The organism is Fructilactobacillus sp. X7R7C1 (genome assembly GCF_059901065.1).
The window spans coordinates 166,856-188,676 of the sequence record NZ_JBWXVF010000001.1; the positions used below are offsets into that span (position 1 = coordinate 166,856).

Consider the following 21,821-nt stretch of genomic DNA (forward strand, 5'->3'; position numbering starts at 1 on the left):
AATCTAGTTGATGTCGACCGCGAATTCGTTGCGCATCTTTCGCTTAAGTGGTTCACATAGATTCAGTGGTAATTCATTTAGTTCCATGATATCTCTCCTTTTATGTTCTTTCATTATTAGATACGGACTTTAAGGAGAAATTTTTTATGAATTTCGATTATTTAAAATAAAATCCAATTAGCACGATTAAAAAATAAACCCTAGTGATGATCACTAGGGTTTATTAGGATATCAATGTGTGAAAGATTATTTGAGGTATTTGTGGCGCTTGTCAGCCAATCCAAAGATGCCCATCAGAGCGGTGAGAAGTCCGACGATTGATAACCAAGTGGTATTTGATTGTCCGGTTTGAGGAAGGGTCACGTTTGAAATTCCCTGCTTCTTACTTGTCAGCTTATCAACCTTGACAGATTGACGATAATCAAGCGGTGAGGTGGTTAAACGAGAACCAGCTTGATTACTGATGCGGTACTTAACTTCGGTTAACGGGGTTACGCCAGACGCATTGACCTGGACGCTTTCAGGACGAACCGTTTCCGTATGGTTGATGTAAGCTGCCCGTGGTTTTGTGGTCCGTTGGGCGCGGTCAATGGCGTGGTTAATGATTTGAGCGTGCGCCTTTTTGGTCGTGTTTTGACCACTAGTTTGGTTAGCAGCCTGCTCGTCATGAGCCAGTGCGGCTTGGTCTTTTGCTAAATCACTCTTTGCCTTGTCCAGAGCGGCTTGATCGGCGGCCACTTGTTTTTCCAGGTCCGCCAACTTCGCCTTATCGTTGGCTAGTTTAGCTTTGGCGTTAGCTAAGTTATTAGCCTCATTTTGATAATTAATCAGTTGTTTTTGTAAAGAAGCCAGTTTTGCTTGGTCATCTTGCAGTTGCTTTTCCGCTTGTTCAAGGGCCTTTTGTTTATTGATGAGGTCTTGGGTGGCCTTGTCTAAGTCACTTTGAGCCTGTTCGTAAGCGGCCGTTGCTTTCTGCAACTGGTTTTGATCATTATGGAGTTGGTTGGCGTCGTTTGCGACCCGTTGTTTGGCCTGAGCTAATTTGTTCTGCAGGCCAGGAAGAGCAGCGTTGTTGTGGTCAATGGTTTGTTGCTGCTGAGCAATCTGATTGTTTAAGTCGTTGATTTCGGTCTTGGCCTTGTGAATGTTAGCGGACCATTTATCTGGACTATACTGGGTAACTTGTTTTTCATCGTTATCTAACTGGTTGGTCAGGCGTCCCAGTTTGTTTTGTGAGTTTTCTAGCGTTTGTTGAGCACGTTTTATTGCTCCTTTACAGTCCGAGATTAATTCGAGCGTGTCAGCGATTTGGCGTTCTAGTTTTTCGGGAGTCGCAATAAATGTAGCAACTACATTAAACTTAGTCGAATCCTGAATTTGACTTGGGCTAATCAAAACCAAGTGAACTTGACCATAGTTATCAACACCGATGCCAAGGTACTTGTCATTATTGACGTTTCCGTTATGCGGGTCGAGACCCAGAAGACTCATCTCGTGGGCATCCGATGCCTGACTGTCATTAAACAGCAAGTTCATAATCATACTGTAGAGTTTGGAGTAGATGGTATCCATGGTGGTGTAGTTATCAAAGGTCATGTCACCAGGAGTAACGATTTCATAACCGTCCTCTCCGGGATAAGTTTTTAGGCCATACTTGGCTGCCAAGTTGTTGATGGCGTTGACGTCATAACCGTTTTGGTTATTAATGTTCCAATCATCTTGGTTATAAGCATTTACCAAGTCGTCAACGAATTGGCCCATACTATAACTACCAATTTCAACGTCCGTGGTACCAAACTGTTTGTGGATTTGATTAATGAGCCATTGGACGTATTCTGCCATTTCGAGTTTTTGATTATTGGTGAATTGTGGGGTTTCCTGACCGTTACTGTTAGTTCCGACCTGGACATAATCCTGCTTCGCAATGTCACTTGGTTGATAGTGGTTGGCAGCCATTGCCGCATTATCAAACTGGTTGAACCAGTCGGAGGCGTTTTCGTTTGGATGTTGTTGTTTCCATTGCTGAAAGCCCTGTAAGGTCATGCCAGCGGGAATGTGAATGCTTTGCTCAAAGGCACTCTCGGACTGTTTCTCGTCGTTTAAGGTACTTTGCGCATCACTAAGGGTCGAGTTCCACGAACTAATGTCGTCTTGCGCATTACTAATTGCTTGGTTCGTTTTATTGATGGCATCTTGGTCGTGTTTAACGTTGTTTTCGGCCTCGTCATGCTTTTTCTTGGTGGCGGCTTGCCACTTGTCTACTAGGTTGTCAAGCGTGGTCTGAGTATCCGCTTTTTGTTGTTCAGCTTGGTCTTGTTTTTGCTGGGCGTCCTTGGTGCTCTGTTCGTTGTTGTCAACGGCACTTTGCGCCTGATTTTGCGCGTCAGTATCGTGGTTTAACTGATTCTGGTCGTTATTAACAGCGTTTTGGGCTTGATTTTGGGCCTGCTGAGTATTATCAGCGTTCTTCTCATCTTTCTCCACGGTCGCCTGGGCGTCATTCTCGGCTTTTTGATCGTTATCAACTTGACTTTGGTCATTTTTAATGTCGTTATCGGTCTGATTAATTTGGTCCTGAGTCTTTTTGATGTTTTCGGGAGTGGCATCGGCCGCTTCTTTTTGGGCCTGGTCAACGGCAGCTTGGTCCTTATTCACCACACCCTGTTGATTACTTATGGCTTGAGAGTCGGAGTCGACGTTCTTTTGGTCGGTGTTTACAGCCGTCTGGTCATTTGTGACCTGGTTTTGATCAGTTGAGACGGCATTAGACGTGCCATTTTGCTGTTGACTAGTGGCTTGCGTCTGGACGTTTGCACTAGCAGCATTGTTGAATACTCCCACTGCAAACACTCCCGACGCTACCAAAGCGCTTCTAGTAGTAATCCTTAGCCAATGTTTATGTAGCCTTACTGGATTCACGTGCGACTGATGACTATCTTCTTTTGATACCTTACAATTATCATGTTTAATAAATTTACTCATAACATAAGTCCTTTCTGCTTATAAATTATTTTACATAATTGATAATACTATATGAATTTTTATAATACAATTGTTTTAAGTAAAAATGATAATTATGTGAGTTGATTTTATTTTGTTAAATAAAAACCAGCACTTAAAGCGCTGGTTTACTAGTATTCAGGTTGAAGTTAAACGAGCCACCAAATAATCAAAGCGATGATGAAGACGATTAAGGCTAGTCCGAGCCAGTCTTTATACGTTGGCCGATGTGGTGTCATCGTGATGGTTATGTGTTTTCCAATTTTCCATTCTCTAGTTTTCATGTCATACCTCCCATATGTAATTGATGATAGTGTGTTATACTAAAAATGTAGTAAGGAGCGAGCGCAAATCGCTCCCTAAATGAATTATCATTTAAAAACAAATGTGAGACTTAGAGAAGGCAATTTGAAGCTGATTTCAAATGCCGTTAATCTAAGTCTTTTGTTGTTTTTAGAGGCCATAGTCATCACCTCCTTACTACAGTTACTACAATACACTAGTATGGAAGCATTTAAAACATCTTTTCCATTTCATTGTGTATAATATTAAATTAATTTATTATTAATAGTAATAAACTTTACTTTATCAAAAATAATGGGCTCTAAATAGTTAGACAAAACTAACTGATTTAGAACCCATATATTTATAATATGATTATAAAACTTATTATAATTATTTAGATATTATTTTGTAAATCTGCGTCTGTTACCTGCAAATCCAAAGATTCCTATAATAGTTGCTAATAATCCAACAATTGTCATCCACGTTGTATCTGATTGTCCAGTTTGTGGTAACACTTGGTTCTTTAGACTTTGATTATTTTGTGAATTTTTCTTATCGATTGAAAATTTGAAATTAGAAGAAGAGGAAGTTGCAATAGTAGCAATCACTTTACCATTAGCATTAACAATTTCACCGTTAGTCAAGAGCTTTAATCCAGTAACATTTTGACCATTGAGCTTAATAACGTCTCCGTTAGCATTAACTACAATCTTACCGTTATCAAAGCTGTAGGTTCCATTACTCAATTGAGTAACACCTTTAAAGGTTTGAGGAATAACATTGCCAGTAGCAACGGTTCCTTGTTGGTTACCATAAGCAGCTCTTGGTTGAGTACCTTGCTGGGCGTTATCAATCGCATGGTTAATAGCTTGGTCATGAGCTTTCTTAGCGGCTTCTTTAGCTGCCTTGTCAGCTTCATCTTGTTTTTCGGCTTGTTCTGCTTGTGCTAATTCAGCTTGTGCCTTTGAAAGGTCAGCTTGTTTGTCAGCAAGAGTAGCTTTAGCTTGGTTCAAAGCGTCTTGGGCTTGCTGTAAAGCAGCTTGGTCAGTGTCACTTTGTTTATGCAAATCAGCTAATTTAACTTGATCCCCTGCCAATTTATCTTTAGCGGCAGCTAAGTTAGGACCAGCATTTTGGTAATCGCTTAATTGTTGCTTTAAAGCAGCAAGTTTAGCTTGGTCATCTTTTAGCTGTTGTTGTGCTTGTACGAGTGCTTGTTGTTTATTAGCTAAATCTTGTTTAGCCGTAGTTAAGGCACTTTGTGCTTGCTGCTTAGTGGTAGTTGCTTTTTGTAAGGTGTCTTTAGCGTCGTTTAACTTATTAACGTCACCAGCGGTTTGCTGCTTAGCTTGGGTTAATTGAGCTTGAAGACCCGGTAGAGCAGCTTGATTATTAGCGATCGTTTGTTTCTGTTGGCTAATCTCATTATTAAGATCATTAATTTGAGCCTTGGTCTTATTAATACTGTCTTGGTAGTTAGCCGGATCAAACTTTTGTACATCGCTTTGGTCACTAGCTAGCTGCTTTTGTAAGTCTTGAAGTTGACTTTGTAGTCCTTGAAGAGCTTGCGTATCTTTAGATAGTTGATCCTTTTGACTTGCTAGCTTTGTTTGAGCGTCACTAATTTGTTGATTCAGAGTATCTGGACTAGCTACATAAGCAGCAGATTGATTGAACTTATTAGCGTCCTTGATTTGGTCAGGGCTAACAAATATGATATGAACTTGACCGTATGCGTCTACGCCAACTCCTAAATACTTATTGTTATTGGCGTTGCCACTGTATGGATCAACTCCTAATAAACTTACTTCATGACCATGATATGCGGTACTATCTTCAAACATAAAGTCTAAAATTGCGTAGTACAGTCTGCTATAGATATCATTCATATTCGTATCGCCATCAAAACCCATAGCTCCAGAGATAACATTTTCATATCCATTCATGCCATCATAAGTTTCTAATCCACTAGCTGCGGCTGCACGATTAATAGCGTCAATGTCATGATCTTTATGGTCATCAATATTCCAGTTATCATTATCGTATCCATTCAAAATATCTTGAACAAATTGATCCATGCCCTCTCCACCAACTTGAACTTCAGGAGTACCGAATTGTTGATGAATTTGATTAATTAACCAGCCAACATAATTTTGCATTTCTTGGTATTGATTACTAGTAAACTGTGCTACTTGTTGTCCTTTATCACTAGTAACAACTTTAACTTTGTCTTGTTTAGCTGCGTCACTAGATTGATACTTGTTTCCTGTCATACCGGGTTGATCAAATTGAGCAAACCAGTCTTCAGGGTCTTCATTAGGGTGTTGTTGTTTCCACTGTTGGAATCCTTGCAACGTCATACCAGCTGGAATATGAATATCCTGACTGTAAGCACTCTTAGATTGATTCAAACCATCAATTTGTTGATTTGTTTGATTAATTTGGTCTTGGTCGTTATTAACTTGGTTTTGAGCATTGGCAATGTCAGAATTCTTTTGATTGATCGCGCTTTGGTCGTTAGAAACCGCTTGTTTAGCTTGATCTTGTTTTTGCTGTGCGGCACTTTGACCTTGGTTCAAAGTATCCAAATCACTTTGTGCTTTAGTCTTATCTTGTTCTGCTTGGCTTTGCTTATTTTGGGCGTCTTGGGTGCTTTGTTGATTTTGGTCAACAGCACTTTGTGCTTTGTTTACATTGCTAGAATCTTGATCAACTTGTTTTTGGGCATTACTAACCCCATCTTGGGCTTGATTTTGTGCCTGTTGAGCTTGGTCAGCAGTACCTTGGGCTTTATTGACATCACTTTGAGCTTGATCAACTCCTTGTTGATCAGAAGCTACTTGTTTTTGATCGTTAGCAACATCATTCCCTGCTTGGGTAATTCCGTCTTGGGTCTTTTTAATGTTGTCTGGAGTTGCGTTATCAGCGTCTTTTTGAGCTTTATCGACAGCTCCTTGGTCATTATTAACGACCCCTTGTTGGTCACTAGCTGCTTGAGAACTGGCGTCAGCATTCTTCTGGGCTGTGTCGGCATTGTTTTGAGCATTATCAACATTCTTTTGTGCATTATCTACTCCAGCTTGAGCATTATTAACACTAGTCTTAGCATTATCTACTTTACCCTGATCACTTTGAACCGTGTTTGGTGTAGCATCAGCTGCTAAGGCAACGTTAGTTACACTCGATTGCTGAGTGGGGGGGTAGTAGAGGCATTAACTTGGTTATTTAATGATCCCATGACGAACAAACCTGAAGCCGCAAAGATGGTTCCGGTAGTAACCTTTAGCCAACCCTTGTGAGATTTAACGAGTTTGTTACGTTGTTTCTTTTCACCAGTGGCAAGTGCCATCTGGTTGTGCTGCTTGTCAAATTTTTCCATAGTATAAATTCCTCTCCTCTTGTGTCTAATTCCACTTGATTGATTAGAATGATACTCTGAGATTAATTTCAATGCAATTGTTTTTAAAAAGAAAGTTAAGCTATAAATCATTAAATGTTTTGACTTAGATTAGAGAATGCATTTTTAATTGTATTACTTTAGCTTCATGTGAATTGTATAAGTTAAGCAAGAAAATCATCCCTATTTGAGGATGATTTTCTTTATTGGTATAAATATCTAATTAAACATTTGATGATTTTTAGGTTTTGTTTGTTTACTGTTTTATATGGAATAACTTCTTAATTATTTTCTCCTAAATAATGAATCAAATTCTTGATGTAAACTACTAGGATCTTTACTGCTAAATTCTTTGACGGGATTTTCCGCTTTAATATCTACTCTTTTGGATTCGTTTATTGCGTCATATAGTGAAAGAGCAGACTTTGTTGTGAAATTTAAATTGGTTTTAAAACTTTGAGTTGACATAATGAATATCCTCCTTGTACCAATATTTTACTTTATATTGTCGTAATAGTTTATGAATATTTGATAATCGCAAGTATTAACGTTAAGTCTTAATCATGTTCTATTTTCTCAACAATTCCCGCTTCTTTTGTTCAAACTCTTCTCTAGTAATAATGTGATCATCCATCAACTTTTTGAACTTGCGGATTTCATCTGCCTCTGAAACGGGTCCGTGGTCTGTTTCCTTGGAAAAGAAGGTAGTGAGGGTACTTGTCAGCATCCCCACAAAGTTAATCCCAACCAGCATCAAAATGACGGCAATTCCTTTGCCAATCCTGGTTTTAGGACTAATGTCGCCGTAACCAACGGTCGTGGTGGTCGCAATGGCCCACCAGATCGAGTTAGTGAGCGACGTGTTTTCGACGATGGAGTAGAGGCCGGCTGATAGCAAGATAATAATCGTACATATGAGTAATAGGTAAATAAAGCCGTTGGTTTTAAAAAACCGTTCGATTCTTTCTTTGAATTTGCCAAGGACACCCGCGACCCTGAAAAGTCGGAAGATGCGGGTTAATCGGGTTACCCGAGAGATTTTGAAGAAAAATAAGCCGTACCCAAACGGAATGATTGCGAGTAAATCAAACAGATGAGTTTTTACGTACTGCCATTTTGGTTTGGCAAGCAAGAGCCCACCGAAGTAGTCGACGGTAAAAATCACCCAGATGGCATCGTCAATAGCCACGTATGGTTCAGCGTCAAGATTAAGCTTATTTAAGAACTGAAGAACGGTCAGCACAATGGAAATTATTGCTAATAAGATAATCAATGCATCGTAGGTATTTCTGATAATTGGTTTAGTCACGTTCACATCACCCATCACATAGTATATATTTATTTTACCAGTCCTTAGGACCATTTATAACAACTTCAAAAGGGTTCACTACCAAAAATGATAGTGAACTCTTTTTATTTTTGTTCTCATATTTGAATTGCTAATAATGTTGTGATACATCAATTTTTATCATGGAATAAAAATTATAATCAGAGAAATTGCACACCAGACGGCGATTATAATCGAATAATGATTATTAAATTATTATGGAAATCACATAATTATTTTTCACAAATTACCTACAAGCAACACTAAAAATTACAAATATTATATTATGTAACATATATTTTAAAACCATCTAAATTGTGATGATGTACTCAAATTATTGCCACTCTACGAATTGTTCCGTCTATTATTTTAATTTTTAATAAATTGTTCATAAAATACTTCGTGAATTTTGTTCAAACCACGTTATTCTTGTGAAGTATTAATTAATTACTTGATTGGCAATGGACCTTAACGGCCGTGATTGTAATTATTATTACTTCACAAAGCGTGTTTTTAAATGGAGTGGGAGGAGTTTTTATGTTAAGTAATCCAAAGAAACATTTCAAAATGTATAAAGCTGGAAAGCGGTGGATGGTCGCTGGGCTGGTGACCTTTGCTACCGTGTCTGGTTTAGCCGTCGGAGTAAGTGCTGATACCACCGCTCAACCGGCTACAAATAATGTGAAAACCGATGCACAAGCAGCAGGTAGCGCAGTTCCTGTAAATGCTACTAAAGCTGACCCAACGACAACTAATAATCAAACTCAGGTTGATAAAGCACCGACTGCTAACGAGCAGCAGCCAGATGACCAATCAAGTCAACCTGCAGCAACTAATGCGCAAGCGGAATCACAAACGACTCAAAAGAACACCGTTACTCCATCAGCACAAAACCAAAACGGTAACGATCAACCAGCAGTTGCGCAATCAAATGACCAGCAAAATGATGGTCAATCAACTGCCAATCCTGCTAAACAGGACCAATCACAGACTAATAATCAAACGACTGATACTTCAAATGCTCAGCCCGACAAATCACAAGTAACCGATCAAAAAGCTACCAATCAAAACGCTGATAACCAGGATGTGAAGCAGCAAACTAACCCGGTCAAAGCCGACCAGCCACAGGTGGACCAAAACAAAGCGGCTGTTGTTCCAACGAATCCAGAACCAAAACCAGTCGAAAAGATTGATGATCAAGCTAATTCAGTTGCTAACAACGTTCAAAATAACCAAGCTGTTCAATTTAATGCTCAACCCGTCAAAAACGTTCAACTAGCTGACCAGACGCAACAGGGGACCTGGGGTTCTGCTAAGTACGTGTACGACTACAACACTGGCACTTTGTCATTCAATGATGGTGGAGACTTAGGTAATGAATTTTCCTATGATAATTGGTTGAGTAATAACTACTATAACGTTCAACACGTTGTCTTTAATTCCAAGGTAATTGTTGATGATACCAACGGTCTCTTTGCCAGATGGAGTAGTGTTCAAGATTATAAAAATCTCTTTAATCTTGATATGTCGAATTGTACGAATATGAGTAACATGTTTTTGGACAATCACTCTTTGAAATCAATTGATTTAACTGGACTAGATACCAGTAAGGTAACCAACATTGGAGCACTTCTCTTTACTGATGCACATACAGACAATCTATATGGTAGTCAACTTCAGTACGTCAATCTTGGTGGTATTGATACTTCACACGTTACGAATTTTATGAACATGTTTAATAATGACCAATCATTAATTGAGATTGTTGGTCTAGACAAGTTAAATACCAGTAGTGCTCAAGTAATGCACAGCATGTTCCAATCTACTTATCGATTGGAAGGATTAGATGTAAGTAGTTTTAATACCAGTCATGTAACTGATATGGCTTACATGTTCTGCGGAACCGGTGTTTTAACTGACGGCTTCAACATCAAGGGTCTTTCAAACCTAAATACTAGTAAAGCAACTGACATGAGTTACATGTTTAACGGTGATCAAAGCATCACGGACCTAAGTGGAATTACCAACTGGGATACCAGTAACGTGAAAAATATGGACTTTATGTTTCAGGATGATAATGCTCTAACCCAACTAGACCTTCACAATTGGGACACCAGTAACGTGACATCGATGAGTAACATGTTTGCCAACTGCTCTGGCCTTAAAAGTTTGGACCTTTCCAACTTTGATACCCAAACCACTAACACGACTGACATGCTTGCAAACGATCAAAGTTTAAGTGAGCTCAAGTTAGGCAATGAAACTGGTTTGTTGGATTCTCATTTGCAAGCGGTTCCTAGTCAATACGCTGGTTGGGTTCAAGTCGACGCCAATGGCCACGTGATTCCTGGTCAAAACGCCTTGTCTTCGGATGAATTAACCAACGGTGAAGCTCATCCCGGAACATGGGTTTGGGGTAATCCAGTTAAAGATGAATCCTCAATTCATGCCCAAGGAACTACGATCTATGCCGGTGATGCTGTCCCAACCGACGCTGCGGCTTATAACGCTGGAGCTACCAACGAAGATGGCACAAAAGCATCCATTACCAAAATCGATATTTCCAAAGTTAATAACCAAGTACCGGGTCAGTATCCAGTAACCATCACGGCCTCCAATGGTCAAAGTATGACGGTTACGGTCACGGTTCTAGCTAACCAAGCTAACATTACCGCCCATGGTATCACCATTTATGCCGGCGATGACGTTCCAACCGATGCCGCAGCTTACGGTGCCAGTGCAACTAATGAAGATGGAACCAAAGCAACCATTACCAAGATTGATACTTCCAAGGTTAACAATCAAGTACCGGGTCAGTATCAAGTATCCATTACTGCATCAAACGGTAAAACCTTCTTCGTACCGGTCACTGTTTTAGCCAACCAAGCTAACATTACCGCCCACGGCATCACAATCTATGCTGGTAACAACGTACCAACAGATGCTGCAGCTTATGGCGCTAGTGCCACAAACGAAGATGGAACTCCCGCAACGATTACCAAGATTGATACTTCGAAAGTTAATAATCAGGTCCCTGGACAATATCAGGTTGCCATCAGTGCTTCCAATGGCAAGACGTTCTTTGTCCCGGTCACTGTTTTAGCCAACCAGGCTAACATTACGGCTCACGGCATCACCATTTACGCTGGTGACAATGTCCCAACTGACGCCGCAGCTTACGGTGCAAGTGCCACAAACGAAGACGGCACTAAAGCCACGATTACCAAAATTGACACATCTAAGGTTAATAACCAAGTACCGGGTCAGTACCAGGTTGCCATTTCGGCCTCAAACGGCAAGACCTTCTACGTACCAGTAACAGTTTTGGCTAAGAACGCTACCAACCCTGATGAACCCGGAAACAACGGTAGTGGTAACCAACCATCTAATCCCGAAATCAATCCAGAAAATCCTGATAATAATGGTGAAAACCCAAGTACGCCAAATAACCAAGGTGGAAATGGAAACGGTGGTAGTCAAGTTACTCCAAACCAACCGTCAGATAACGGTGGATCATCGGTAACTCCAGACAATCATGGTGACAACGTCTCAAAGCCTTCGGATCAAACTCCAACAATGCCTAGTAACGAAGGTCAGCAACCGACTGCTTCTAACCAATCAAATCAACCAATGAATAACGCTAATGAACCTAATAACAGTGGCAAGCAAGCCATCACTCCTGCTTTACAAAGCCATCAAAATCAACCTTCAAGCACTAATGCTGGACACCAAATGACTATGAAACATCAAGGTAAGCAAGCTCCTCAAGCAACTAATCAATCCAACCAAAAGAGCGTTAAGAAAAACAAGCACGTTTTGCCACAAACTGGGCAAGAGACTTCTACTTTCTTAGGGCTCGTTGGACTGGGCTTCATTGGTTCTGCTTTAGCTTTGGCTCTTCGTGATTTAAAACACCGGGTTAAATAAAAGCTTTTTATTAATGAACGGAAAAGATTTTTGACGAAGGGAGTACGCATCTAGAATTAATGCATAAATATAAAAAAATCGCTCTAAAGGTGCAAAAGCGTGTTAACGAACTCAGGTATTTTTCCGATGCGAGATTGAAGCAACAGACGAAGTACCTAAGGGCCCAATTAAAAAATGGCGCTAAGCTCGATAGTCTGATTGTGGAAGCCTACGCGACCGTGTGTGAAGCGGACCACCGCGTCTTAGGATTGGCGCCATATTATACTCAAATTTTAGGTGCCATCGTTTTAAACTTTGGTAACATTGCCGAAATGAAAACTGGTGAAGGAAAAACGTTAACCGCGACGATGCCCATGTATCTGCATGGGTTAGAGGGCAAAGGAGTCTTTTTAATCACGGCGAATTCGTACTTAGCCAGACGTGACGCGAAAGAAATCGGTCAAGTCTACCGTTGGCTGGGTTTGACGATTGCTAGTGGAGTGCCAGAAGAAGATGGTGACGATGCCAGTCGGAATTTAAAAAAGATCTACAGTTCAGACATCGTCTATACCACCCACAGTAGTTTGGGATTTGATTACTTGTTTGACAATTTAGCGATTAAGCCCGAAAACCAGCACATTAAGCACCTGGAATTTGCCTTAATTGATGAGATTGATTCCATTTTATTGGACCAGGCCCAAACGCCTTTGATTGTCTCTGGTGCACCCAACGTGCAATCGAATTTGTATCAGCTGTGTGAAAACATGATTCAGCAGCTCGAAGAAGACGTTGACTTTCAAAAATCCGAGGATGGTAAAAAGGTCTGGCTCACTGAAACGGGGATCGATAACTTAGAGGAGTACGCCGGAGTTTCCGATTTACTCGCACCCAAGGCCCATGAATTATACCAGCACCTGAATTTGGCGCTGAAGGCGAAGTGCCTGTTTGTCAGAAATCGTAACTATGTAGTGGAAAACAACGAGATTGTTCTACTGGATAAGATGAACGGACGAAAATTGTACGGCACCAAACTACAATCCGGCCTTCACCAGGCTTTGGAAGCGAAAGAACACGTCAAAATCAGTGATGATAGTCGCGCCTTGGCTAGTATTACCTACCAGAACCTCTTTCGATTGTTTACTCGACTTTCGGGGATGACCGGAACGGCCAAGACCGACGCTGATGAATTTCGTGAAACGTATCGGTTAAATACGTTTGTCATTCCGACTAACGAGAAAATCATGCGAAAAGACCACCCTGATCAGATTTATGCGACCAACGAGGATAAGATCACGGCTTCACTAAAAGAGGTCCAGAAGATGCGGGCGTTGCACCGCCCCATCCTGATTGAGACAGGGTCGGTCTCAATGTCAAAGTTATATTCCCACATCTTATTGTCACTAGGAATTCCGCACAACGTGTTAAACGCTAATAGTGCTCCAAAAGAGAGTCGGATCATTGCCGATGCCGGGAAGACGGACTCGATTACCGTAGCGACTTCAATGGCAGGCCGGGGTACTGACATTAAGCTCTCGGATCAGGCCATTAAAAACGGTGGCTTATTTGTGCTCGGCACTGAACGAATGTCTTCTTTACGAATTGACAACCAGTTACGTGGGCGTGCCGGTCGGCAGGGTGAACCTGGTGATACGAAGTTTTATGTCTCACTAGAGGATAAAATCGTGACCGAAAATGCTCCCAAGTGGGTCAAAAAGTACCGGGAAAAGTTAGTAAAACATCACGTTACGAGTGCTTTAAAGAAACCTCGGATTAAGAACATCATTAATCAATCGCAGGGAACCCAGAAGAATAGTGAAATTTCCGACCGCCAAAACATTTTGAAATTTGACGAAGTGGTCAAGGCCCAACGCAATTGTCTCTATAAGACCCGGAACGCAGCCATGCGAACGAATGATTTGGATCCTTATATTGATACGGCGATTAATTCGTGCATCGATCATTATTTGCCGCAGTGGAAAAACTACTTTGATATCACCAACTTCATTTATAACAATATCGATTATTCGTTTTTACCGAATAAAAACGAATTAAAGAATCAATGGCGAAACAAAAAGCGTTTAAAAGCCCAGTTGTTAAAGATGATTGATAACAAAAAACGGCAGGTTTATCAGCAATTTAAAAATGATGATCAGTTATTAGAGTACAAACGACTAGTGTTATTAAAATCAATCGATACGATGTGGATCGACCAGGTGGATGCGTTGGAACAGTTGAAGTTAGCGGTTAGCAGCCGGAACTGGGGTCAACATAACCCCATTTATGAATATCAAACCGAAGCGCGCCGGGCTTTTCACAATATGCGCGAACGAATCTATCTATTAGTACTCAGAAACATATTATTATCGGAAATTGTGCAAAAAGACGACGGAACCATTGATTTGATTTTTGTATAAGTTTAAAAGGAGATTTTTTAGTGAGGCAATTGTTAAAACGGGGATCATTTACAATCTTTTTGTTGGCTTTGTTTGAACTAGGTGGATTAATCCTAATTCCAGGGTTTCAATTAAAAAATTATGCTAGCGCGTTAGATCAAAATGCCTATATCAATTTAATTTCTAGTAACTTTGGTAGTCAAATTACCGTTCCCAGTTTGTTTGCATTGGGATTAGGGCCGTACATGACGGCGCTAATCGTGTGGCAGGTGGTTACCACCGTTGATGACAAGACCACGAGTCGAATGTCACAAAAGACAACAGGGTACTGGCAAAAGGGAATCACCTTTGTGCTGGCGGCGCTCCAGTCGTTAGCGATGGCCAAGTTATTCCTGCGTTATCAACCAGAGACCCTGGGATTTAACGATGAAGCCTTCTTCTGGTTTATTTTCACTGTCCTACTCGCCGGATCAATGCTGATTGTCTGGCTGGCGGACGTTAATAAGGATCTGGGGATTGGTGGAGTCAGTATCTTTATCATTCCGGGACTGGTCAAAAATCTCCCCACGGTTTTAGATTCGGGGTTAAAAAAGCCGCTGAACTTTTCCGTTCTGGGATGGATCGTCATCGCCATCATTGTTATCGGATTTGTTTACGTCACCGTCTTTGTCAATGAGGCCGAATACCGGATCCCCGTTGAAAGAATTGGGGTAAACAGTTTTCTGACCGATTCATACATTCCGATTAAGGTCTTGGTCTCCGGCGCCATGCCATTCATGTTTGCCTTATCATTATTTTCGATTCCGCTGTTAGTGGTGTCGAATTTAAGGGTCAACGCTCAAATTAATAAGATAATTTCACTTTTATTTTCCTATCACACCTGGCAGGGGATCGTTTCTTACGGGCTCATCATCGTGGTCTTAAGTTATCTATTTGCGTTTGTGAACTTTCAACCCAACATCATTGCCAAATCATTAAAAGAGAGTGGCGACTATATTTTTAACCTGGCTCCCGGCAAAGAAACGGAGCGGTATCTAACCGGACAGGTTAACATTATGTCCTTTTTAGGCACCATTTACGTGCTGCTGATTGCCTTAGTGCCACTAGTAATCGGTTTATACTTTCCGATTGTGACTAACTTCTCGTTTTTATTTGGGTCGTTGTTTATTTTAATTACCATTTTAGACAGCATTTCCCAAGAAGTCCGGGCATTAATCTATAAGTATCGTTATCGCATTTTTTAATTATGAGGAGGCTATATGGTTTATTTTATCCCTAATTGGCATCCCTACACGCTGCAGCTGGGTTACAACACGATTATTAGTCAGCTGGCGATTTTTCAGGATAATGACGAAGACTGTACGTTAGTCACCAACAGTTTTTTGCCCATGCTGACGTACCAACTAAATGAGTATGGGTTGCTAAACACTCCGTATTGGCAGGCGTTGGATGAAATTCAGGATGTGCACATCAAGATTGGCAAGCCGCTCGCGATTGAGGACATTCCGCTGCCAAGTGGTTTAGAACGGGTCTATTCACCACGCGGAATTCAGTTTTTAAGAGACGATCAATTTTATGCCAAGGCGAACTATTTTGCTGAGAAAGTCTTAAGTACCATTGAATACTATCAGGATGGTCAGTTGACTGCGGTGGATTATTTTGATTCGCGCGGTTTTCTATCTCGAAGAGGCATCTACGATCAGGGAGTTCTAAAACAAACCCAATTGTATAATCCGCTTTCGGAGGTGGTCTTAACCATTGATCACAATCATGATGATTACGTCCAGATTGCGAAACCTTTTCAAAAACACTTTGCGCACTCGCATTATCCAAATTTAACGGACTTAATCAGCGAAGTTTCACAAAACTATTTCAATCAGGTCAAGACCGATGATGGGATTCAAATCATTGACAATCCAACTAAGGATAGTCTGACGCTGACTCACCAGTTACAAAGTGAGTATCAAGTTGGTAGTTTTTTAACCGATCAAACCTTGATTAATCAAGCAGCTCTAGCCCAGTTAGCTGGCAAGAACAGTGCCATTCTGGTGCCCAATCAACTAATTGCCGATAAAATCAAGCACACCTGGCAGGATCAGGAGCATCCTTTAAATGTAAGGGTCGTTTCGCCATACGCTGCGCACCTCAATTTGGGGATTAGTAACAGCATGGCGCAACAAATTATTTTTTGGAAAATTAGCGAGATGCCCGAAAGGACCGTAAGACGTTTAGCAAATAAGCTGTTGCGCATGGTTAGTGAAGGTAAGGACAAGGCCATTGTTTTTGACGTGAATGACGACCGCATGCGTAAAACCCTCGAACAGGAAATTACGACGGAAATCGAGACGTATTTTGCGGTTTCCTTACAATCAGCCGACTTTCTGTGGGTCAGAAAGTACCTGAAGCTAAAAAAAGAGCATGAACTAACGTCCAAACTACGAAAAAAGGCGAAGGCAAAGGAGCAGCAGGCTAATTGGGAACAATTAGTTGGTGCTAGTGAGACTTTAGACCGGATTCAGATTTACTCTAATCACAACCCAGCTTTCTACCAGCAAAATATTCACAAGGCCCGTATTCTGGTTGATTTGGATTGGTTACCAAGTCCCTATCTGCAGATTAATGCGATTAGCGCCGGCATTCCCCAGATCAACGTGGTTCAAACTGGTTATGTAACTGATAACGAAAATGGAATCATCATCAAAGATGATTTGCACCTCGTAAAGGCGGTTAATTACTTTTTGGATAATTTGGACCGTTGGAACCAGTCATTGGTTGCCAATATTAGCAAAATCGAAAGGTTTTCTAGCGAAGAGATTGTCGCCAGAATCAAGGCCATTTTTAAAGAAATGAGGTGAAGTTCATGGCTAAAAAAGGACTCATCCAACTAGGTGGTCAAAAACTAAATTTAAATAAAACGTTAGATGACAACTTTAAGTATCAGTATTTTTCATTGGACGATCCTAAGGATGTCTTTGAGATGCAACAAACCATCTTAGATGATGAAAAGTTGAATCCCAAGTACAGCAACACGCTATTTATCCTAGGCAAACAGTCGATGGTTTATATCATGCCGAAGTTAATTGAGGTGCTTCCCGCTAATAACATTATTTACCAGCAGGACGAAAACTTTTCGGATGAAATTGAGAAAACCCTCAGCTATAAAAATGCGCAAGGGATTGATTTAACAGAACCCGATGAAGTGACTCGGTTCATTAAGGAAGTCTATTTTGCTGGTCAGTTTGGAAGTCGATTGAATAAGGACAAGGTTGAGATTATGTCCGAATTATTGCCTCACACCACCCAAACCGGTTCGGGTCAGGTCAGTTTTCACCACTTGACGTTGTCGCATCAGGTTCAAGCCATTAATTTTCAAATGACCCTCGAACAAGATACCGACACCTTAATGGAGTTTTGGCCCGAATATAAACTACAGGGTTCGGGAAGGGTGACGTTTAAATTATATTTTTTGGACGCTCAAACCGACAATGTTATTAAACAGTGTACGGTTTCCGGATCTGACCTAGACCAACCCTTTACCTATCAGACGCCTAAACAACGTTCTAATTTGTACGTTTCGGTGTTTTTAAAGGGTGCAATTGAGTCGTTTACGTTGAGAAGGATTCACGTCAGAAGACGTCGCCGGAATCTCGGAACTTACATGGTGGGCTCAAAAACGTTGACTGACCAGCAGAATTATAAGGGCGAGATTGCCGCCTATTTTAATCCCGGTGATTTAAAACCACCCCTAAACGTCTACTTCAGTGGTTATAGAACCGCTGAAGGATTTGAAGGAGGCAGGATGATGAGTAATATCAGTTCCTCGCCCTATTTGTTGATTGCCGACGAAAGAATGGAAGGCGGTTCCTTCTACATTGGCAGTAAAGAATTGGAACAACAATTAATTATAACAATTAAAAAGTGCCTGGAAAAGTTGCATTTTTCTAGTGATGACTTGGTTTTGTCGGGGATTTCGATGGGGACGACGGCAGCTTTATACTACGCAACTGACCTAAAGCCCGCCGCCGTGATTGTCGGAAAGCCCCTCGTAAATTTAGGAACCATCGCTAAAAATTCCTGCTTGCACCGGCCGTTTGATTTTTTGACCTCGCTGGATTTGTTGCTAACGCACGAGGGCAAGACCGACGAAGCGGCCCAAAAACATTTTAATCAATATTTTTGGAATCATTTTAAGACTGGCGACTTTTCCAAAACCATTTTTGCCATCGCCTATATGAAACAGGATGATTACGACAAAGAGGCCTACGGTGAGCTGTTTAATTATTTTAAGCAGCAGGAGCAAGCTGTAAAGGTGATCAGTAAGGGGTTAATCGGGCGCCATAATGATGACACCAACGGGATCGTAAATTGGTTTGTCAGACAATACCATAATTTGATGCAGGAAAAGTTTGATAGGAGTTAAGAAATTGGAAGCAATGACCGTTTTAACGTGGGGAAGATATCTTAATCCAATGGAACGATATGGAGCTCAAGTCACATACTCACCAACTGAAGTAACTTATTCATCTCCATTATTGTCTCCAGGCACTAGCATTTATACTTGGAACTCACAACTGAATTTTCAGGACGTGCGAATGCAAAGCGAGTTGCCAATCTTACTTGGAAATCACAAATATCACATCGTTAGTGATTATACGGCGAAACCAGTTGACTCAGTTTATTTTAAAGTCACAATCTACGATCAATCCCATGATTTTATGAAGGAAATTATCATCAACGGACATGAGGGCGACTTTGAGTATCCAGAACACGCTTCCGAGTACAAAATCTCGTTGGTGGTGAAAGCAAATCAGTCAATCACGTTTAGATACCTCATATTAGGCGAAGCCGATAATTTTAAGGATCTGAATTTTAAAGTGAGCCCCAATTTGAAGTTAACCAAGTTTATATATCCGAACGCTAAGAAGCTCGATATCTACCTTGGACGCCGTGATTCCGGGAGTTGGACGGTTCCCGTTAAAACGAATCGGGCCCAAATCTTTTGTCGGCTTTCTACTGGTGAAATTAATGATCAAGATAAAGCTGATGCCGCGATGAAGAAGTTGTTTGAGGCCATTAATCAAGATGAGCAGCTGAAAAAAATGGCAACCGAGGTCAGACCATACGGCTATCCTCTTTCTAAAATTAACCAAGTAAAGGAATGAAATGATGAAAGAACAAGTAAAAAAGAAGCAACCAATGAATTTTTTTATTAATCGTGCCATGGGAATTGGTAATTCTGGAGTGGAACATGCGCAGTTTTATCGAGCGCGTCGTTTTGATGAAATGGAACTGCCATATCGGTATATTTTTGTGCAATTAATTAATAATTTACACGAGGCCATGGATACCTGGAATCTAAGAAATGACCAAGTTATCAATATGTACGAATATTTTGTGCTAGGAAATGATTATTTACGGCATGGGGTCAAAAAGTTCTATCCATATCAACACGAAACGGTGATTGATGGTACCAACACCACCCGCATGCTGAAAATCCAGACGACTTCGGGGATGAAGATTATTGAAACCATGGTGAAGTTTCCTAATAAAAAACATGACTTGTTAATTATGAGTCTGTCTAAGATTGAAATTTACTCCAGTAAGACGGGCGAGAAAAAGGTCACGTTTGACTTTTATGATAACGGTCATAAAGAGACTCTGATCAAAAATATTCACCTCTTCAATCAGGATGGCAAGCAGTTCTATTTTGCAAATGAAGTTCAATTGCAGCGCTACTTTTTTGAACAAGTGGATCGGGCCTACAACCACTCTAACAATTGGTTTTTGGATCGTGGCGAAGAGAGTGAAGCGGCCTTACTGTACCCCAAGATGCCCCAAAGTAAAGTGGTGGAAGTGGTCCATGCGGATCATTTGTCCGATCGCAACGATCCCCGTTACCCACTGTGGAATAACTACTACGAATATTCGTTAACGCACCTTGATAATATCGACAGCATTATCAGTGCCACCAAAATGCAAACTGATGATCTAGTGAAGGATTTTCCGAATCAAAAAGAGAAATTTACTACCATCCCAGTTGGTGGCGTGGATGACAAAGGGACTGGCAAAACCAGACCAAAACAGCGAGCTAAAAAATTGCATTCGCTCAAATTAATTACTGCTTCGCGATTAGCTGGGGAAAAGCACATTGATATGTTAGTACTTGCAGTTGCTAAGGTACATAAACAAGGGACTGCAGTTTCTTTAGATATCTACGGTGCCGGTGGTGAGAAGGGTTTGATTGAGAAAACCATCAAAAAAGAAAAAGCGGAAGACTACATTAAATTAAAGGGGCTATCCCATCATTTAGATGATATTTATCCCAAATATGATGCCTTTGTCTCAGCATCATTTTCAGAAGGATTTGGGTTAACCACGGTGGAAGCGTTAAGTGCCGGATTACCAGTAATTGCCTACAAAGCCCGTTTTGGCGCGATGGAAATGATAAAAGATGGGGTCAATGGATTTTTACAAGATTTCAAACGGGGCGATAAAAACGTGGATTTTGATGTGAATAGTTTGGCGAAGGGGATTAACCGGTTATTAAAGTCCGATTATGGAAAAGTCCAAAGGGCCACCGTCAGTTCGATGGCTCCCTTTCAAAATCATGTCATTGCGAATAAATGGAAGGAGTTTGTTGATGCATTACGAACTAACCAATAAAATAAACGACCAAAATCCAATTTGGCAACACCAACGAGACCGAATTCAAAAGAGGAAGGGCCAGGTGATTACGCTAGCGCCAGCCTCTAATTTTCGTGATTCCCTACTAACAAATCAAATCAGTGGTTTTAACGTTGTCGATTATATTACTGGTCGAACATTAGATATGGATCCCAAAGCGTTTTTGTTTTTTAACCGGGTGCCCACGGTTGACAGGGCCGAGATCTATATGAACGCTGATTTCACGATTAATATCATCGTAAATGGTAATCCAATTGGGCACGTCATCTTGTGGCCGAACACGCGCCGCCACGTTAAAGAGGTCGATTACGTTTTCCCAAATGACGAATTAGACTACATCGAAGAATTCGCCAGTGACGGCAAGAAGTTCAGCAACATCATCTACACCAAAGGGCAGCCCCAACGGATCGATTTTTATGATGATGCCGGCGTCCCAGCGTTGTGTTTCTATTTTTACAAAAAGCAGCTAAATTGGGTGACCGTTGAAGATTTTGGTTCGTTAAAGACCCAAAAACAGTTTAGAAATTTGGATGAATTTTATGCCGATACGGTTGGAAAATACTTAACGCCAAAAGATTCAGTCGGCATTAGTTACATGGGAGTGGAATTGTGGGCGTTATCGCAGTCTAAATCGCATAACACCCTCTATTTGGATGAATCGCCCCTTAATGATGACGGCAACGTTAAGCAAAATTTGTTGGATATTTTGACGGATGAAATTTCCTACATCCAAGACGTGCATATGAACGAGAAATTCTTAGAGGAATTAAAGGAAAAAGGTGTTCCGACGAAAAAAGTAGTAGTGGATTAGTTTTTAAAGCAGGTGATA

At 40.9% G+C, this 21,821-nt stretch carries 14 protein-coding genes; 8 read left to right on the forward strand and 6 right to left on the reverse strand.

The window, feature by feature from the left end:
* Positions 1-246 precede the first annotated feature (246 nt).
* The 6 genes from AC6UDC_RS00775 to AC6UDC_RS00800 all read right to left on the reverse strand — a co-directional run bounded on the left by AC6UDC_RS00775 (position 247) and on the right by AC6UDC_RS00800 (position 7,991).
* Positions 247-2,982 carry an LPXTG cell wall anchor domain-containing protein gene (locus AC6UDC_RS00775; RefSeq protein ID WP_500720777.1) on the reverse strand — a complete coding sequence of 912 codons (2,736 nt, stop codon included), beginning with the start codon at positions 2,980-2,982 and terminating at the stop codon, positions 247-249.
* Between the two features lie 167 nt (positions 2,983-3,149).
* Positions 3,150-3,284, reverse strand: coding sequence for a hypothetical protein (locus tag AC6UDC_RS00780; RefSeq protein ID WP_500694145.1), 135 nt, complete (start codon positions 3,282-3,284; stop codon positions 3,150-3,152).
* A gap of 402 nt (positions 3,285-3,686) precedes the next feature.
* Entirely contained in the window at positions 3,687-5,873 is a 2,187-nt protein-coding gene (locus tag AC6UDC_RS00785; RefSeq protein WP_500720779.1) for an SEC10/PgrA surface exclusion domain-containing protein, read from the reverse strand.
* Positions 5,874-6,460: 587 nt separating this feature from the next.
* The gene (locus AC6UDC_RS00790; protein WP_500720781.1) at positions 6,461-6,664 is read right to left on the reverse strand and encodes a hypothetical protein; all 204 of its coding nucleotides are present in this window, start codon (positions 6,662-6,664) and stop codon (positions 6,461-6,463) included.
* A gap of 303 nt (positions 6,665-6,967) precedes the next feature.
* Entirely contained in the window at positions 6,968-7,150 is a 183-nt protein-coding gene (locus AC6UDC_RS00795; protein WP_500694142.1) for a hypothetical protein, read from the reverse strand.
* 100 nt (positions 7,151-7,250) lie between these two features.
* Positions 7,251-7,991 carry an ion channel gene (locus AC6UDC_RS00800; RefSeq protein WP_500720783.1) on the reverse strand — a complete coding sequence of 247 codons (741 nt, stop codon included), beginning with the start codon at positions 7,989-7,991 and terminating at the stop codon, positions 7,251-7,253.
* 555 nt (positions 7,992-8,546) lie between these two features.
* On the opposite strand from AC6UDC_RS00800, the gene AC6UDC_RS00805 reads away from it, so the two are divergent.
* From AC6UDC_RS00805 to AC6UDC_RS00840, 8 genes are read left to right on the forward strand one after another with little or no spacing between them, the layout of a single operon-like run.
* Positions 8,547-11,936, forward strand: a complete 3,390-nt coding sequence (locus AC6UDC_RS00805) for a BspA family leucine-rich repeat surface protein (protein WP_500720785.1) — start codon at positions 8,547-8,549, stop codon at positions 11,934-11,936.
* A gap of 59 nt (positions 11,937-11,995) precedes the next feature.
* Positions 11,996-14,329, forward strand: coding sequence for an accessory Sec system translocase SecA2 (secA2, locus tag AC6UDC_RS00810; RefSeq protein WP_500720787.1), 2,334 nt, complete (start codon positions 11,996-11,998; stop codon positions 14,327-14,329).
* Positions 14,330-14,349: 20 nt separating this feature from the next.
* Positions 14,350-15,552, forward strand: coding sequence for an accessory Sec system protein translocase subunit SecY2 (locus AC6UDC_RS00815; RefSeq protein ID WP_500720789.1), 1,203 nt, complete (start codon positions 14,350-14,352; stop codon positions 15,550-15,552).
* 15 nt (positions 15,553-15,567) lie between these two features.
* Positions 15,568-17,163 (forward strand): accessory Sec system protein Asp1, encoded by a 1,596-nt coding sequence (gene asp1 / locus AC6UDC_RS00820; RefSeq protein WP_500720791.1) that lies wholly within the window; start codon positions 15,568-15,570, stop codon positions 17,161-17,163.
* A 5-nt stretch (positions 17,164-17,168) separates the two neighbouring features.
* On the forward strand, positions 17,169-18,728 hold the full coding sequence (gene asp2, locus AC6UDC_RS00825) for an accessory Sec system protein Asp2 (protein ID WP_500720793.1): 1,560 nt from the start codon (positions 17,169-17,171) through the stop codon (positions 18,726-18,728).
* Between the two features lie 13 nt (positions 18,729-18,741).
* Positions 18,742-19,470: an accessory Sec system protein Asp3 gene (gene asp3 / locus AC6UDC_RS00830; protein ID WP_500721207.1), complete on the forward strand. Its 729-nt coding sequence runs from the start codon at positions 18,742-18,744 to the stop codon at positions 19,468-19,470.
* A gap of 34 nt (positions 19,471-19,504) precedes the next feature.
* Positions 19,505-20,971, forward strand: a complete 1,467-nt coding sequence (locus tag AC6UDC_RS00835) for a glycosyltransferase (protein WP_500706342.1) — start codon at positions 19,505-19,507, stop codon at positions 20,969-20,971.
* Positions 20,949-21,803: a hypothetical protein gene (locus AC6UDC_RS00840; RefSeq protein ID WP_500720795.1), complete on the forward strand. Its 855-nt coding sequence runs from the start codon at positions 20,949-20,951 to the stop codon at positions 21,801-21,803. Before AC6UDC_RS00835 ends, AC6UDC_RS00840 begins: the two co-directional genes overlap by 23 nt.
* The last annotated feature ends 18 nt before the right edge of the window (positions 21,804-21,821 follow it).